This window comes from Nonomuraea sp. NPDC049152 (assembly GCF_040648355.1).
Classification (GTDB): Bacteria; Actinomycetota; Actinomycetes; order Streptosporangiales; family Streptosporangiaceae; genus Nonomuraea.
In genome coordinates, this window is record NZ_JBEZDO010000012.1 from 198,325 (window position 1) to 214,358 (window position 16,034).

Here is a 16,034-nt window from a genome sequence, read left to right on the forward strand (position 1 = left end):
GTCTGCGTGGGGCGCGGCAGCGCACGGCTGCCTGGCCCGGTGGGCCTGACTCCCCGGCCCCACACTCGCCCGCCGAGCCCACCTCCCGCTGAACCCCGGGAACCGGGCCGCCCCTGCATCGTCACCGAGATCCGGGACGGCCATTCGTCACAGCCACCCCCGCCGCTTGAACACCATGAAGAGCACGGCAGACGCCAGCACCATCACGATCAGCGCCGACGGGTAGCCGTAGGCGAAGTTCAGCTCCGGCATGTGGGTGAAGTTCATGCCGTACACAGTGCCGACCAGCGTGGGTGCGAAGAAGATCGCAGCCCACGCGGAGATCTTCTTGATCTCTTCGTTCTGGGCGTAGCTGGCCTCGGTCAGGCGCTTGACCTCCGTGTTCTGCGCTTGACCGACCAGCGCGGCCTTGATCGTGAGAGTGGTCTGGTAGAACTCGATCACCCCTTGGAGATACTCCCTTTCGCCATCGGCCACGCTACGGAATCGGTCGAACTGGTCCGCGATGTCGACCACCAGCCGTTGCCCTGCGGGCGAGATGCGGGTGAGATTGGTCATCCTCCCGTAGATCGCGGCACTCAGCGCGCCCATGGTGCGTACGGCCAGCAGTCCGTGGCGGGCACGGAACAACTCGTTGAGGAACTCCTCGGGCTCGCCGACGCCTCCGCCCGTGACCCGCTGCTCCAGCCGCCACACGTCGCTGGTCACCGTCTCCAGGTAGTTCTCCTGATTGCGGATCAGGGCGGAGACGATCGCGTATGACAGTTCGAACGGCGTGGCCGGGTGCAGGCGCCCCGCCTCGATCCGCGTGAGCACCGCGCGGGTCTCGCGCAGGGCGGAGCCCGGTTCGACCGCCGGGTTGATCGGTCCGTGTACGGTCACCAGGTAGTTGTGGCCGATGAACTGGTCGAGCTCGATGAAGTGCACATGGCCGTGCTTACCTCGTTCGGGGGCGTGCAGGACGACGAACACGTGGTCCGCATAGGCGTGCACCTTGGGCACACGGTTGCGCTCGACGCAGTCGCGGATCGCCATCGGATGGAAGCCGAACACCTCCGACAGGACGCCCACGGCCTCCGCGTCGCAGCTGGAGATATCGATCCAGACCAGGCCGTCTTCTCGGTCCAGCAGCGCTTTCAGTTCTGCGACGGGACGCTCTTCGACGCCCTCGTCGCTGACCAGGCGAATGTCCATTCGGATCACCCCCTCAAGCGATCCCGCGGGAAGCCGGGCATCGAAAGGCGCCCACGCGTACCCACCGTCCCATGCTCTCGCAAAAGTGCTGAAATACCTCGAGGGGCAAACCACCGACTTCACGCACGGCGGCGACCACGCCGCCGGCAGGGGGCGAATCGCGCGGTCCTGTTCGACCGGCAGCGCCAGGGGGACGGAGCGTCGACGTCCCTGGGCCATCTGGCGACCTCCCGGCAGCCGGTGATCTGGTGGCAGGCTGGGACAAGAGCACCAGCCGGCGCTCGGACGTGTCCCCGTTGTCGTCGGCAGCCGGCCACCCGCTACCGCGGCGCCATCACGCGACCACGAAGGGCCCGGACTCCGTTGAGCTGGAGGCCAAAACTCCTCCGACGGTGACGGCCGCGGCGGGGGGCCGGGCCACGAACAGGCTCCGGTTCTGATCCCGGCCGCCCACCGGTGGGGGAGCGGCGCGGCGCGGCTTCGGAACGGCAGCCGTCGAGCGGCCCTCGGGTCGCGTGCACAACCACATCAGCAGCAGCCCCGCCAGAGCCAGAACGACGTCGATCAGGACGATGAACGCGATCATTTGCGCCTTTCCTCGGTGCGCGCCCCGGGCGGATCGCGCCTCCGGCCACAGCGAACGCCGCGCCCCGTGCCGCCGGGCGCCGTGGTGGCCAAGTGTGACCCCGCCACCACGGACCCTTGGCGAACATCACCGCGAGAGCGCGGAAAGGTCCGGGACGTCCAGCCGGGCGGTGTCCGCCGCCTGGTCGTCCTGCTGCTGCTCGGCCGCGTGCTGGGCCTCGACATGGAGCCGATGGTGCTCCGTCTCGCGCCACACGTCCTCCGCGTCCCAGCCGAGGACGGGCGCCATGAGCTCGGCGACCTCGGGCGCGGCGGCCAGCCCTCGGTCCTTCTCCTCTGTCGCGATGCGGGTACGGCGAGCCAGGACGTCCTCCAGGTGCCGGGCTCCCTCGTGGGAGACGGCGTAGACGACCTCGACCTTGAGACAGTCCCGGGTCCCCGGCACGCGCTCGCCGAGCGCCGGGTCGGCCGCGATCATCTCGAGGAGCTCCTCGACGAGCGAGCCGTACCGGCGCAGCAGCCGCTCGACCTTGACGAGGTCCATTCCGTAGCGTTGCGCGAGGTGCCGTCGACCGTTCCACATCGTTTCGAACCCGACGGCGCCGAGGATCGGCAGCCGGTCGGTGACGGACGCGGGCGCGGCGGTGCCGAGGTCCCGCACCGCCATGTCGACGGCGTCCTTGGCCATCACCCGGTAGGTGGTGTACTTGCCGCCGGCGACCGTCACCAGGCCGGGCGCCGGACGGGCGACCGCGTGTTCGCGGGACAGCGCGGCGGTGTTGGAGACGTCCTTGGCAGGCAGCGGCCGCAGGCCGGCGTACACGCCTTCGATGTCGTCCCTGCCAAGCGGCGTGGCGAGCACCGAGTTGACCTGGTCGAGCAGGTAGTCGATGTCGGCGCTGCTGGCGGCCGGGTGTGCCTTGTCGAGGCGCCACGCGGTGTCGGTGGTGCCGATGATCCAGTGGCGTCCCCACGGGATGACGAAGAGCACGCTCTTCTCTGTGGGCATGATCAGGCCGGTGTCGAGGCGGAGCCGCTCGCGCGGCACGAGGATGTGGACGCCTTTGGACGCCTGGACGGTGGGCGGGCCGTCGCCGCCTGCCATCTGGCGCGTCTCGTCCGTCCAGACGCCGGTGGCGTTGACCACCTGGCGGGCGCGGACGACGATCTCGTCGCCGCTGTCCAGATCATGGACGCGCGCCCCACACACCCGCGCGCCGTCGCGAAGGAGGCCGGTGACGCGGGCCATGGTCGTGACGGCCGCACCGTACTGGGCCGCGGTGCGCGCGAGCATCATGGCGAACCGCGCGTCGTCCACCTTCGCGTCGAAGTACTGGACGGCGCCGACCAGGGACTCCGGACGCAGGGCGGGGGCCACGGCGAGCGCCTTCTGGCGGCTCATGTGCCGATGACGGGGCATGGTGCGGGCGCCACCCAGGACGTCGTAGAGGGCCAGGCCCGCGCCGACGTACAGCCGCTCGGCGACCCTGTGCCGCAGCGGGAACATGAACGGGACCGGCCGTACCAGGTGGGGGGCGAGCCGGGTCAGCAGCAGGCCCCGCTCCTTGAGCGCCTCACGGACCAGCCGGAAGTCCAGCTGCTGGAGGTATCGCAGGCCTCCGTGGACAAGTCTGCTCGACCGGCTGGAAGTGCCTGCCGCCCAGTCGCGGGCCTCCACCAGCGCGACCGAGAGGCCGCGGGAGACCGCGTCGAGCGCCACTCCCGCCCCGACCACACCGCCGCCGATGACCAGCACGTCGAACTCGGTCTCTCGCATCCTTCGCAGCGTGGCGGCGCGGTGGGACGGCCCCATCGGTACAGACGTCATAGCAACTCCTTGCGTCGATCAAGAGGTGTGGATCCGCGGGACCCGGCCGGGCCCCGCGGATCCGCGTTTCAGTCCAGCTCGACCCAGTCGAGGGTGCGGGACACGGCCTTCTTCCAACTGGCGTAGCCGCTGGAACGCTGCGACTCCGACCAGTCCGGGTACCAGCGCTGGGCTTCGTTCCAGTTACTCCTGAGCTCGTCGGTCGACTTCCAGAAACCGACGGCGAGACCGGCGGCGTACGCGGCGCCGAGCGCCGTGGTCTCGGAAACGACCGGCTTTGACACCGGGACACCCAGGATGTCGGCCTGCATCTGCATGCACAGGTTGTTGGCCGTGACCCCGCCGTCCACCCGAAGGACGTCGAGAGCGACGCCGGAGTCCTGCCGCATCGCCTCGACGACGTCGCGGCTCTGGTAGCAGATCGATTCGAGCGTGGCGCGTGCCACGTGGGCGTTGTTGTTGAAGCGGGACAGCCCGACGATGGCGCCGCGGGCGTCCGACCGCCAATACGGCGCGAACAGCCCGGAGAAGGCGGGCACGAAGTACACGCCGCCGTTGTCGTCCACCTGCGCGGCGAGTGACTCGCTCTGGGCCGCGCCCGAGATGATGCCGAGCTGGTCGCGCAGCCACTGCACCGCCGAGCCCGTGACGGCGATCGATCCCTCCAGCGCGTACACCGGCTTCTCGTCGCCGAGCTGGTAACAGACGGTGGTCAGCAGGCCGTTGTTCGACCGGACCGGCTCATGACCGGTGTTGAGGAGCAGGAAGTTGCCGGTGCCGTAGGTGTTCTTGGCCTCGCCCGGTGAGAAGCACACCTGACCGACGGTCGCCGCCTGCTGGTCGCCCAGGTCGCCGGAGAGGGGAACCTCGCCGCCGAGTGGCCCGCCGGCCCGGGTCATGCCGTAGAACCCCGGATTGGACGACGGCTGGATCTCGGGCAACATCCGCCTGGGGATGCCGAAGAACGACAGCAGCTCGTGGTCCCAGTCCAGCGTCTCGAGATCCATGAGCATGGTACGGCTGGCGTTGGTGGGGTCTGTGACGTGCACGCCTCCGTCGGGGCCGCCGGTGAGCTGCCACAGCAGCCACGTGTCGGTGTTGCCGAAGAGGGCGTCTCCTGCTTCGGCCGCCTCGCGCACGCCGTCGACGTTCTCGAGGATCCACTGGATCTTGCCGCCGGAGAAGTAGGTGGCAGGGGGCAGGCCCGCCTTGCGGCGGATGATGTCGCCTCGGCCGTCCTGGTCCAGGGCGGAGGCGATTCGGTCGGTCCTGGTGTCCTGCCAGACGATGGCGTTGTAGTACGGCCTGCCGGTAACCCTGTTCCACACCACCGTGGTCTCGCGCTGGTTGGTGATGCCCAGCGCGGCCAGGTCGGAGGCGACGAGGTTCGCCTTGTTCATCGCGGTCTCGATCACCGCGCGCGTGCGCTCCCAGATCTCGGTCGGGTTGTGTTCGACCCAGCCGGCCCGCGGCAGGATCTGCTCGTGCTCCAGCTGGTGCCGGGCGATCTCGTTCCCGCCGTGATCGAAGATCATGAAGCGGGTGCTCGTCGTTCCTTGGTCGACGGCTCCGACGAAGTCGGCCATGAAGATCGTGCCTCCTCGGGCAGGGTGGGGGATGTCAGACGGTTTCGTACGCGGCCTTCGCCGGCACCTGGACAGGCTCGGGCTCTTCGACGGGCGGCAGGAAGCGGCTCACGAGAACCTGGTAGAGGCCCGCGCCGATCAGTCCGCCGATCACCGGGGCCACGATCGGCACCCAGAAGTACAGCGCGCCGTACTGGTCTTGGAAGGCCGTCTCGTATCCGGTGAGGAAAGAGGCCAGACGCGGGCCGAAGTCACGGGCGGGGTTGATGGCGTAGCCGGCGTTCGTTCCCCAGGCCATGCCGATAGCGACGACGAGCAGACCGACCACGAAGGGCGCGAGGTTCGCCGCGGGCGAGGAGTTGCGCAGATCGGTGATGGCGAGGATGAGGAACAGCAGGATGGCCGTGCCGATGATCTGGTCGCGGAAGGCCCCCCACGTGTGGACGGGCAGAGCTCCGTTGCCGGGAAGCGTCGAGAAGACGCCCTGGGTCTTGATGGTGAGCCCCGGGTCGACCTTCGCCAGCACCTCGGCGTAGTTGAACCGGACGATCAGGGCGGCCACGAACGCGCCCGCGGTCTGCGCCAGCGAGTACGGCAGGACCTTGCGCCAGGAGAAGCCCTTGAACACCGCCAGGGCGACCGTGACGGCCGGGTTGAGATGCGCGCCACTGACGCGGGCCGCGACGTAGACGCCGAGCGTGACGCCGAGGCCCCATGCCCACGCGATGCTGTCGTGATCACCGATGCCCGCGGCGGCGACCTGGGCCACCACGCCCACCCCGAAGAGGATCAGGATCAGGGTGCCCGCGAACTCGGCGGCCAGTTCGCCAAGCAGCCCATGGGCCTTGAGTCGTTCCGCCATGTGTCTCTCCTTACAGTGCCGTGCTCCCGCCTGTCCGAGGCCGCGAGCAGACCGTCGCCGTGAGGGCGTCGTCCCAGGTGGTGTGACCGGCCTCACGGTTGTCGTGGACGCTAAGTGAGAGAAAGTCGGGGGTCAACGGCGAGGTGCCGACAATGTCGAACACTAGTCAGCCATGGCATGCCGGGTTAGGGTTTGGCGACTATGAGGCAGGTCACGAAAAACCTGATTTGTGCTCGAATGCGTAGATCGCCCCAATCCCGCCGCCGACATTGTCGAACATCTGCCGACCGCACTACGATCGGACATATGCCAGGTCCAGTTCAGTCCATCGAGCGGGCGGCGGCCATCCTGCGTCTTCTCGCACGCAGTTCCGGTCGGCTCGGTGTCGGTGAGATCGCCACCGCGTTGAGTCTGGCCAGGGGCACCACTCACGGCTTGCTGCGCACCCTGCAGCGGGTCGGCTTCGTGGAGCAGGACGAGGCGACCGGCAAGTACCATCTCGGGGCCGCCCTGCTTCACCTGGGCACGAGCTACCTCGACGTCAACGAGCTCCGCTCGCGGGCGATCAACTGGGCCGACGCGCTCGCCGCCCGGAGCGGCGAAGCCGTCCGCATCGGCACCCTTCTCGACGGCCAGATCCTCATCGTGCATCACGTCTTCCGGCCCGACGACACCCTGCAGACGCTGGACGTGGGTGCGCTGCTGCCGATGCATGCCACCGCGCTCGGCAAGGTCCTGCTGGCCTACGACGTCGGCGCCGCCGCCACCCTCGGCGACGGCGACCTGGAGGCGTTCACCCGCCGGACGATCGTCATGCCGAAGGCGCTGGCGCGCAACGTGGCGGCGGTACGCGAGGTCGGCTGGGCCGTCGAGATCGAGGAGATGACCATTGGAGAGGCCGGCATCGCCGCGCCCATCCGCGGGCATGGAGGACTCGTAGTCGGCGCCATCGGGATCTCCGGTGCCGTCGAACGCATCTGTGACACGAAAGGTCAGCCGAACGCCTCCCTTGTGACGTTCGTACGCGACGCCGCGCGCGCGGTCTCCAGGGACCTCGGCGCATCCCGCTGGTGAGCCAGCTCATCCACATATGCCTAGGTAGGATGCCATGGTCATGCGCTATGTGATGTCTATCGATCAGGGCACGACATCGACGCGGTGCATCCTCTTCGACCAACGAGGACGCCTGGTGTCGGTCGCGCAGCGCGAACATCGACAGCACTTCCCCCGCCCGGGCTGGGTCGAGCACGACGCCGTCCAGATCTGGCGAAACCTCGAGCGCATCGCGCCCGAAGCGCTCTCCCAGGCAGGGATCGGCCTGGATCAGGTGGTGGCGATCGGCATCGCCAACCAGCGCGAGACCACGCTCCTGTGGGACCGGCGCACCGGCGTGCCGCTCGGGCACGCCATCGTGTGGCAGGACACCAGAACCGACGCCTTGGTGAACGAGTTCGCCGCCCGGCCCGACGCGTCGATGGTGCAGAAGCGCTGCGGTCTTCCGCTCGCCACCTACTTCTCCGCTCCCCGCATTCGGTGGCTGCTCGACCACACGCCAGGGCTGCGCGAACGCGCCGAGCGGGGCGAGGTGCTGTTCGGGACGATGGAGACCTGGCTCATCTGGAACCTCACCGGCGGCCCCGAAGGCGGCCTGCACGTCACCGACGTCACCAACGCCAGCCGTACTCTCCTCATGGACCTCGCTTCGCTGGCCTGGGACCCCGATCTTCTCGACTTCTTCGGCATACCGCCCGCGATGCTGCCGCAGATCCGTCCGTCTACCGAGACGTACGGCCAGGCCACCCGCGTGCTTCCCGGCGTCCGCATCGCGGCCGCGCTCGGCGACCAGCAGGCGGCGCTGTTCGGCCAGACCTGCTTCGCGCCGGGCGAGGCCAAGTGCACGTACGGCACCGGCAGCTTCCTCCTGCTCAACACCGGCGCCGAGCCGGTCCGCTCCAGCCACGGGCTGCTCACCACCGTCGGCTACCAGGTGGGCGACGAGCCTGCGGTGTACGCCCTCGAAGGGCCGATCGCCATCACCGGAGCCCTGGTGCAGTGGTTCCGCGACGGGCTCGGCCTCATCAACAGCGCCCCCGAGATCGAGACGCTCGCGCGGACCGTGCAGGACAACGGCGGGTGTTACATCGTCCCCGCGTTCGCCGGGCTGTTCGCGCCGCACTGGCGCAGCGAGGCCCGCGGCGTCATCGTCGGCCTGACCTCCTACATCACCAAGGGCCATCTCGCCAGAGCCGTGCTCGAGGCCACCGCATGGCAGACCCGCGAGGTCCTGGACGCCATGAACGCAGACTCAGGGCTCGAGCTGCGCATGCTCAAGGTCGACGGAGGCATGACCGCCGACAACCTGCTCATGCAGTACATCGCCGATGTTCTGGACGTGCCGGTCGTGCGCCCCATGGTGGCCGAGACCGTGTCCCTCGGAGCGGCGTACGCCGCAGGGCTCGCGGTCGGGTACTGGGCCGACCTGGAAGGGCTGCGCCGTAACTGGCACCGGGCCGCTCAGTGGCTGCCCAGCATGGACCATGCGCGCCGCGCCACCGAGTACGACAACTGGCACCGGGCGGTGGAGCGGACGTTCGGCTGGATGAAGCCGGGCGATGGAATGTGATGCCGGAAGAAGCTTGAGTGCTCGGCTCGGGAGGAGGCCTCCATGGCGCGCAAGAGGACGGTCCACGTCCGCAGGGTCTACGAGGCTCCGGCGCAGGCAGACGGCGCCAGAGTGCTGGTCGACCGGATCTGGCCCCGGGGGATGACCAAGGAGAAGGCCCACCTCGACGAATGGTGCAAGCAGGTCGCACCGTCCACGGAGTTGCGCACGTGGTACGGCCATGACCCCGAGCGTTTTGCCGAATTCAGCCGCCGCTACCGCGCCGAGCTCGAAGATCCCCAGCACGCGGACGCGCTGGCGCACCTGCGCGACCTCGCCGAGGACCGGCCCCTGACGCTGCTCACCGCGACCAGGCGTCCCGAGATCAGCGAGGCCGAGGTGCTCGCCGAGCTGCTCCGGGACTGACCGCGCAGGTCAGCTGGGCGCACCCTCGCGAACTGCCGGGTGAGGTCTGTCTCCTTTCCCGATGGAGCTGGTCAGCGGAAGTCGGTGATGCGGAGCACGGCCATCATGTCCGCCGCCCGGGAGGAGCCGGTCGAGAAGGAGGCTTCGGCGCCGACCCACCCGCGGAAGGCGCCCTTGTCGTCGATGATCTGCATGAGCGGTTTGACGTGAGAGTTGCCGGTGTAGCAGAACTCGCCGCGCTCCATCGCCAGACAGGTGCACCAGTGCCACAGCGTGTCGCGGCGATCGGAATTGGAGATCTTGGTGAGGTAGTACTGGATGGAACTCACGTTCGCTTTCGTTCCGCCCCCGTACTTGGGGCAGCCGCCCGACTTCTGGCAGGCGCCCCTGGACGACGGCTGCAAGTAGGTCATGCACCAGGTGGTGCTGGCGCAGGCGCGGAAGGAGGAATGGGCGAACCTCTCACCGCTGGAGGTGACGATCTTGCCGCCCGCCCAGCTCGTCAGATCCTGCTTGAGCGTGCCGGGGAACGCCTTCACCGAGCCCATCGCGCGCCGGGTGCCGAGCGCCGCGTTGCTGCCGTATCCGTAACCGTGGGTGGCCAGCGTGCTCTGCTTGAGGTCCAGACGGGCGAGCGCGCCGTCGGGGGAGGGCCGCACGTACCACTGCTCGGTCCACGTCTGGGCGATCTTCCACCGGATGCTCACCACGTTGCCGGACACGGTGTACGTCCCGGTGCGGTTCTCATCGGGGGCGCCGGTGAAGCCCCCGGCGGTGAGCACCTCGCAGGTACGGGGGCGCGATCCGGAACCGCCTGCCTTGGTGGTGCAGCTTGAGTCGGGGATGGTGCCGGTGGGCTGCCTGGCCTCGGGATGGCGCTGCCACCACAGATGCAGAGCCGCGGTCACCGTGCCGTCGGCGGCGAAGCGGTAGCTGCCGAGTCGTACCCAGTTCTGGCTGGATGCGGCCTTCAGGTGTCCTTGCGAGACGACATAGGTCGCCTTGCCGCCCGGCAGGGTCGCGGTGGAGGCGGCAGCAGGCCGAGGGACGACCGTGCAGGTGAGAAGGATGATGAGGGCTGCCGCGATGGAAGGAACCGCGCGCATGAAATCTCCCGATCATTTACGGACTTTGCCGAAAAGGCTCTGGATCATACTGCCGGACGTTGAACCCCTTGTCCGCCGAATGGTCGGTTTGCGCATCGGCGCCGCCTCGCCCACGCCCGAGGTCACTGCCTCCGGCCTCGGGCGCGGTCCGTTTCCCTGGGAACGCGAAAAGCCGGACACCCCTCCCGAAAGGGCGCGGGCGTCCGGCTTCAGGACCGGTCAGGCCTGTCGGGCGAGGCCCTTCTCGACCGCCTCGATGATGCGCGGCCGCAGCTCGGCGCAGCTGATGATCGCGTCCACCGAGCCGACGTCGACCGCCCGCTGGATGCTGTGCACGCGGTCGAACTCGGTGGCCACCTCGGTGAGCTTCTCGGCCCGTACGGACGATCGCAGCTCGGCCAGCTCGGCGGCCAGCGCGGCCCGCCGGGCAGCCGGCGCCTCCGCGACACGGGCGGCGAGCGCGAGCACGCGGGGGTCGTTGCCTGTCCGCTTGTCGACGTCGCGCGCGAAGACCACCGCGGCGGCCGGAGCACCGCCGAGCACCGAGGCGAACGAGCCCTCGACCGCGAGCACGGTCATGTTCGGGTTGAGCGCCTTGGAGAACACCACGAACGCGCCGCCGTGGTACCGCGAGATCACGCAGAACACGATGGGGCCCTTGAAGTTCACCACCGCGCGGCCGATCTCGGCGCCGTACTCCAGTTGCAGCTTGCGCATCGACTCGGGCGACCCGTCGAACCCTGACAGGTTGGCCAGCACGACCAGCGGACGGTTCCCGCTGGCGGCGTTGATGGCCCGAGCGGCCTTCTTGGACGACCGCGGGAACAAGGTGCCCGCGGTGTAGGTGTCCGGGCCGTCGGTGGGAGGGAATCCGCGACGCGGCACGGCCCGGGACTCGATGCCCAGCAGGCACACCGGTCGACCACCGAGGTGGACGTCCTGGACGGCGGCGGTGTCGGCGTCGGCCATGCCCGCCCATCGCTCCAGCACCGGGTGGTCCTGATCGGACAGCGCACGCATGACCGTGCGGATGTCGAACGGCTTCTTGCGGTCCGGGTTGGACTCGACGGAGAAGATCTGACCCACTGTCGTGAAGTCGCTGTCCGGTACGGCGTGCGGGAACGCCGACACATCGCGGTCCACCGGGTCGCTGGTGACCGTCTTGCGCGGCCCGCTCTCCCCCGGCGCGATGTAGCTGTGGTCGTAGTGCGACATCAGGACTTCCCGCGCACCGCGGATGTCCGGCGCCCAGTACTGCGCCTGGCCGTTCGGGCCCATGATCCGGTCGTATCCGCCGATGCCATGGTTGTCCTCGGCCGACACGCCGCCGGAGAAGTCGAGCGACTGCTTGCCCGTCAGCACCATCGCGGAGTCCGGCGTCATCACCAGGATGCCCTTGGTGTGCATGAGCATCGTGGCCTCGGCGTTCCAGTACGGCTGGGCGCCGACGTTGATGCCCGCGACCACGATGTTGATCTCGCCGCCGTCCTGGGTGAAGGTCACGATCCGCTTCAGCGCGGCCGCCACCCAGTCCATGTTCTCGGTGCCGGACGACATCGAGATCCGGGCGCCGGCGGACAGCGCGAACCACTCCAGCGGCACCCGCATCCGCTCGGCCAGGTCGAGCGCGGCGATCACCCGCGCGCACTCGGGCTCGGACAGCGCGCCGAGCGCCTTCGTCGGGTCGCCCAGCAGCACGACGCGGGTCATGCCCTCCGGGTGGCGCGGCGTGGGCGTGCTGACGACACCCGCGACGAGCGCGGCGGTGTTGCGCCCCTTGGGCCGGTTCACCGGCACCAGCTTCGCGTGCTCGTCCAGGTCGTACTCGGTGAACGAGCCGAACGGCCCGGCGAGCATGCCGGTCAGCTCGTACGGGTAGTGCGTGCCGCGGCTGTGCGCGCGCAGCACTTCCTGGCGGTAGTCGTCCAGCGGCTCGATGGGCTCGGTCGGCGGCGGCACGACGGACAGCTGCACGCCGGAGCCCACGTCGTAGCCGATCCGGACGGCGATGTCGACGAGCTCGCCGGTGGCGCTGTCGCGGCGCCTGCCGAGGAAGAGCACCTCCTCCAGGCCCGCGCCGGCCGTCGTCGGCAACACGCGCTTCGCCACGGTGTTCAGGTCGTCCGGCGAGAGGTCGGTCGGCGGCCACACGTAGATGACCATCCGGTTCGTGGCGGACGTCTTCGCGCCGGGCTTCTTGGCTCGGCGGATCGCGTCCAGGCAGGTGGCCAGGGTGTCCTCGGCCGCGGGCAGCGCGACGATCCTGCCGTCGTCGTCGCGCAACGGGGTCAGGTCGCGGACCTGACCCAGGGCGACGAGGCGCTCGTCGGACGGGTTCTGCCGTGCCGCGGCCCGGAAGAGGTAGACCTCCTCGTCGGGCGAGGGCAGCCGGGTGAGATCGAAGTCGCGCAACCGCTCCAGCTGCATGCGCTCGGCGATGCGCGGGTGCAGACCGCGCAGCAGCCGTTCCTCCACGAAGCCGTCCGCGGACGGCCTGAAGGTGAAGTGGTGGTGCATCACCGCGCCGCTGTTGCCCGCGACGGTCGTGGTGACGCGGCCGACCCGGTTCGACGGCCGCTGCGCGACCAGGACCTCGCGCAGGCGCGTGGCCATCTCGTCGGGGTCGCTCGGACCGTCCGACCAGCTCAGGTAGACGTCCGCCACCAGCTCGCCGTCACCGGCGAACGTGTCGACCGCCTTGACCGCCTCGGCCAGCGCCGCGAAGTCGACCGCGGTGGTCACGACGCGGCCGTTGCCGGTCGCGGCGCGGTGGTCGGCGACGACGAACGTGCAGCCCGCCACCTTGCTCACCCGGATGTCGCCGAGCGCGCGGTTGCCGTAGTAGCGGCGGCTCAGCACCTCCAGCAGCGGCACGGGGTCCGCGCCTTCGCGGCCGATCCGCTGGCCGACCAGCCGGACGAGAGGCTCGGCGCTGGCGACCATCGCGGAGATCCGCTCGGCGCGGTCAGGCGCGTCCGGGTGCTGGTCGAGGTGGCGCAGGTGCTTGCGCACGGTCGCGTAGACCTTGGCGCGGGTACGGCGCAGCAGCGGCTGGACGAACCAGGCGAACACGACGCCGCGCGCCAGGTCCGCGACGGCGGGGAACCGGACCTGGGTGGCGGCGACCAGATGCTCCAGCGCGAGGCCGACGGTGACGCGGTCCGCCTCGGCGGGCGGGGCCTCGTTCACCCACTGGCGCAGCAGGGTCGTCACCACGGCGGCGTCGGCGGACGCGCGCTGCTGGGCCAGGAAGATCCGGAAGACCGCGTCCTCCAGCTCCGGCGTGCGGTCCAGGCCCTCGACGCCGTAGTGGGACAGCACGTGCGTGAGCCGCTGCCGGAAGCTCTCCGACAGGCCGGCCCGGTCCGGGTCGAGGTACTGCAGGTAGGTGTGGAAGTACTCGCGGGGGCTGCGCACCGCGAAGTCGGACTTCGACTCCTCGCCGGCGGGCCGGTTGCGGCTCAGTTCGCTCAGGTCGGCGAATAGGCTCAGCAGTTCGACCTCACCGGCCGGCTCGTGTTCGCCCGCCGCGACGAGCTCGGCGCGCGCGGCCAGGTAGTTGGCGAGCAGGCGCTTCTCGTCCCGCGAGTCGATGTCGAAGCCCAGCAGGAGGCTGCGCAGATCCTGCAGGCCACGCGCGGCCCGCTCGGCCGCGGGCACGTCCACCGGCTCGGACGGCAGGTCCAGCTCGACTTCCTTCCCCGCGGCCGCGGGACCTGCCACCTCGTCGCCGTCACCCAGTGGCTCCAGGCGGAGCAGGCGGGCGCCCGCCTCCACCTGGCTGCCGACCGACACCGCGAGCTCCCGCATGCGGCCGCGGAACGGCGCGCGCAGGACGGTCTCCATCTTCATGCTCTCGACCACGAGCAGCGGCGCACCGGCCTCGACCTCGTCGCCCACCTGCAGCGGCGTGGCCACCACGAGCGCGGGCACGGGCGAGCGCACGATGCCGCCCTCGTCGCGGCTGATCCGGTGCGTGATGCCGTCGACCTCGACCAGGTGGATCGGGCCGTGAGTGCTCGTGACGACCTTGAAGCGGACGCCGTTCACGATGATCTGGCCACTGTGCTCGTCGAAGCGCTCGATGTCGACGTCGGCCGCGCGCTCGGGGCCGCCCGCCGAGATGCCGATGCGGAACCTGTGGCCGCCGGTGCGGGCGACCTGGACGCGGTAGCAGACCTCGCGGAGCTTGAGCTCCAGCGCGCGGCCGCTCTCGTGCTGTGACTGCGGACGGCCGCCGTGCGCGGTCGACAGGAAGCGCTGCCGCGTCACGGCCTCCTCGTCCTCGTAGGCCTCGATGGCGGCCGCGATCAGCGCGATCGCGGAGTGCTGGTGCGACACGAGGGCGCCCTGGGCGCGCACGCGGTCGATCCAGCCGGTGTCGGCGGACCCGTCGATCACCGCGGGCTCGTCGAGCAGCACGCGGACGAAGCCCTTGTTGGTCACGCCGCCCTCGATGATGACGGTCGTCTGCGTCATCGCGCGGCGCAGGCGGGCCAACGCCTCCGTTCGGTCACGGCCGTGCGCGATGATCTTGGCGATCATCGAGTCGAAGTCGGCGGGGATCGTGTCGCCCTCGCTGAACCCGGTGTCCACCCTGATGCCGGGGCCGCTGGGCAGCGCCAGCCGCGCGATCCGGCCGGGTGAGGGTGCGAAGTCGCGGTCGGGGTCCTCGGCGTTGAGCCGCGCCTCGACTGCGTGACCCCACTCCTCGGGCGCGTCACCTTCGAGCTTGCCGCCCGCCGCCACGTGCAACTGGGCCTTCACCAGGTCGACGCCGGTGGTGATCTCGGTGATCGGGTGCTCGACCTGCAGGCGCGTGTTGACCTCGAGGAACGCGAACAGCCGCTCACCGGGGTGGTAGAGGAACTCGATGGTGCCCGCGCCCTGGTAGTCCACCGCGAGCACGAGCCGCTCGGCCGACGCCTTCAGCTCGGCCACCTGCTTGGCGCTGAGGACCGGGGAGGCGGACTCCTCGATGATCTTCTGGTTGCGCCGCTGCACGGAGCAGTCGCGCACCCCCAGCGCCCACGCGGTGCCCTGCCCGTCCGCGATGACCTGCACCTCGACGTGCCGGGCGCCCGTCACCAGGCGCTCCAGGAACACGACGCCACTGCCGAACGCGCGCGCGGCCTCCTGGCGCGTCAGCTCGTAGGCGTGGGTCAGCTCGTCGGCGTCGGAGACCATCCGGATACCACGACCACCGCCGCCCGCGGTCGCCTTCAGCATCAACGGGTAGCCGATCCGGTCCGCCGCCGCCTTCGCGTCCTCCAGCGTCTCCACCGGACCGCGGCTCCACGGCGCGACGGGCACACCGACCTCTTCGGCGATCAGCTTCGAGCCGATCTTGTCGCCCAGCTTGCGCATCGCCGCGGCGCTCGGGCCGACGAACGTCACGCCGATCTCGGCGCACAGGTCGGCGAACGCCGGATCCTCCGCCACGAAGCCCCAACCGACCCAGGCCGCGTCCGCGCCGGTCTCGATCAGGGCTTTCTTGAGGACCGCGTGGTCCAGATAGGGCCGGTTCGCGGCGAGCCCCAAGTCGTAGGCGATGTCGGCCTCGCGGACGAACGTGGCCGTCCGGTCGGAGTCGGTGTACAGGGCGACGGTCTCGATCCGTGTCCCCGTCTCCGCGGCTAGGTCCCGAACGGCGTGGATGAGCCGCATGGCGGCTTCACCGCGGTTGACGATGGCGACACGACTGAACACTAAGCGGGCCTTTCGAAGACAGTGAACACGGCGGCCGTCCCCGCCCCAACCGGTGTACATACTCTCGGCTGCCCCCGGATACCGGAATGGTGGGGACGAAGCGTGCTTCGCGGCCGGAGTTGTGGGGATCGCACAA

Annotated in this window: 10 protein-coding genes; 3 read left to right on the forward strand and 7 right to left on the reverse strand. The window is 69.8% G+C overall.

Going from position 1 to position 16,034, the window contains the following annotated elements; translation table 11 throughout:
- Positions 1–147 precede the first annotated feature (147 nt).
- The 5 genes from AB0B45_RS23330 to AB0B45_RS23350 form a co-directional block, all read right to left on the reverse strand.
- Positions 148–1,194: a magnesium transporter CorA family protein gene (locus AB0B45_RS23330; RefSeq protein WP_358133858.1), complete on the reverse strand. Its 1,047-nt coding sequence runs from the start codon at positions 1,192–1,194 to the stop codon at positions 148–150.
- A gap of 334 nt (positions 1,195–1,528) precedes the next feature.
- Positions 1,529–1,780, reverse strand: coding sequence for a hypothetical protein (locus AB0B45_RS23335; RefSeq protein ID WP_358133861.1), 252 nt, complete (start codon positions 1,778–1,780; stop codon positions 1,529–1,531).
- A 126-nt stretch (positions 1,781–1,906) separates the two neighbouring features.
- Positions 1,907–3,607, reverse strand: coding sequence for a glycerol-3-phosphate dehydrogenase/oxidase (locus AB0B45_RS23340; protein ID WP_358133863.1), 1,701 nt, complete (start codon positions 3,605–3,607; stop codon positions 1,907–1,909).
- Positions 3,608–3,675: 68 nt separating this feature from the next.
- Positions 3,676–5,193 carry a glycerol kinase GlpK gene (glpK, locus tag AB0B45_RS23345; RefSeq protein WP_358133866.1) on the reverse strand — a complete coding sequence of 506 codons (1,518 nt, stop codon included), beginning with the start codon at positions 5,191–5,193 and terminating at the stop codon, positions 3,676–3,678.
- A 34-nt stretch (positions 5,194–5,227) separates the two neighbouring features.
- Positions 5,228–6,055, reverse strand: a complete 828-nt coding sequence (locus AB0B45_RS23350; RefSeq protein ID WP_358133869.1) for an MIP/aquaporin family protein — start codon at positions 6,053–6,055, stop codon at positions 5,228–5,230.
- A 306-nt stretch (positions 6,056–6,361) separates the two neighbouring features.
- On the opposite strand from AB0B45_RS23350, the gene AB0B45_RS23355 reads away from it, so the two are divergent.
- Genes AB0B45_RS23355 through AB0B45_RS23365 form a run of 3 tightly spaced genes read left to right on the forward strand, consistent with a single transcriptional unit; the run spans position 6,362 to position 9,083 of the window.
- Entirely contained in the window at positions 6,362–7,129 is a 768-nt protein-coding gene (locus AB0B45_RS23355) for an IclR family transcriptional regulator (protein WP_358133872.1), read from the forward strand.
- A gap of 34 nt (positions 7,130–7,163) precedes the next feature.
- On the forward strand, positions 7,164–8,678 hold the full coding sequence (glpK, locus tag AB0B45_RS23360) for a glycerol kinase GlpK (protein ID WP_358133875.1): 1,515 nt from the start codon (positions 7,164–7,166) through the stop codon (positions 8,676–8,678).
- Positions 8,679–8,720: 42 nt separating this feature from the next.
- Positions 8,721–9,083 (forward strand): DUF488 family protein, encoded by a 363-nt coding sequence (locus AB0B45_RS23365; protein ID WP_358133877.1) that lies wholly within the window; start codon positions 8,721–8,723, stop codon positions 9,081–9,083.
- Positions 9,084–9,154: 71 nt separating this feature from the next.
- On the opposite strand, the gene AB0B45_RS23370 is transcribed toward AB0B45_RS23365, so the two are convergent.
- Together AB0B45_RS23370 and AB0B45_RS23375 are read right to left on the reverse strand one after the other, a co-directional pair.
- Positions 9,155–10,189: a hypothetical protein gene (locus tag AB0B45_RS23370; protein WP_358133879.1), complete on the reverse strand. Its 1,035-nt coding sequence runs from the start codon at positions 10,187–10,189 to the stop codon at positions 9,155–9,157.
- 219 nt (positions 10,190–10,408) lie between these two features.
- Positions 10,409–15,898: a carboxyl transferase domain-containing protein gene (locus AB0B45_RS23375; protein WP_358133882.1), complete on the reverse strand. Its 5,490-nt coding sequence runs from the start codon at positions 15,896–15,898 to the stop codon at positions 10,409–10,411.
- Between the last annotated feature and the right edge of the window lie 136 nt (positions 15,899–16,034).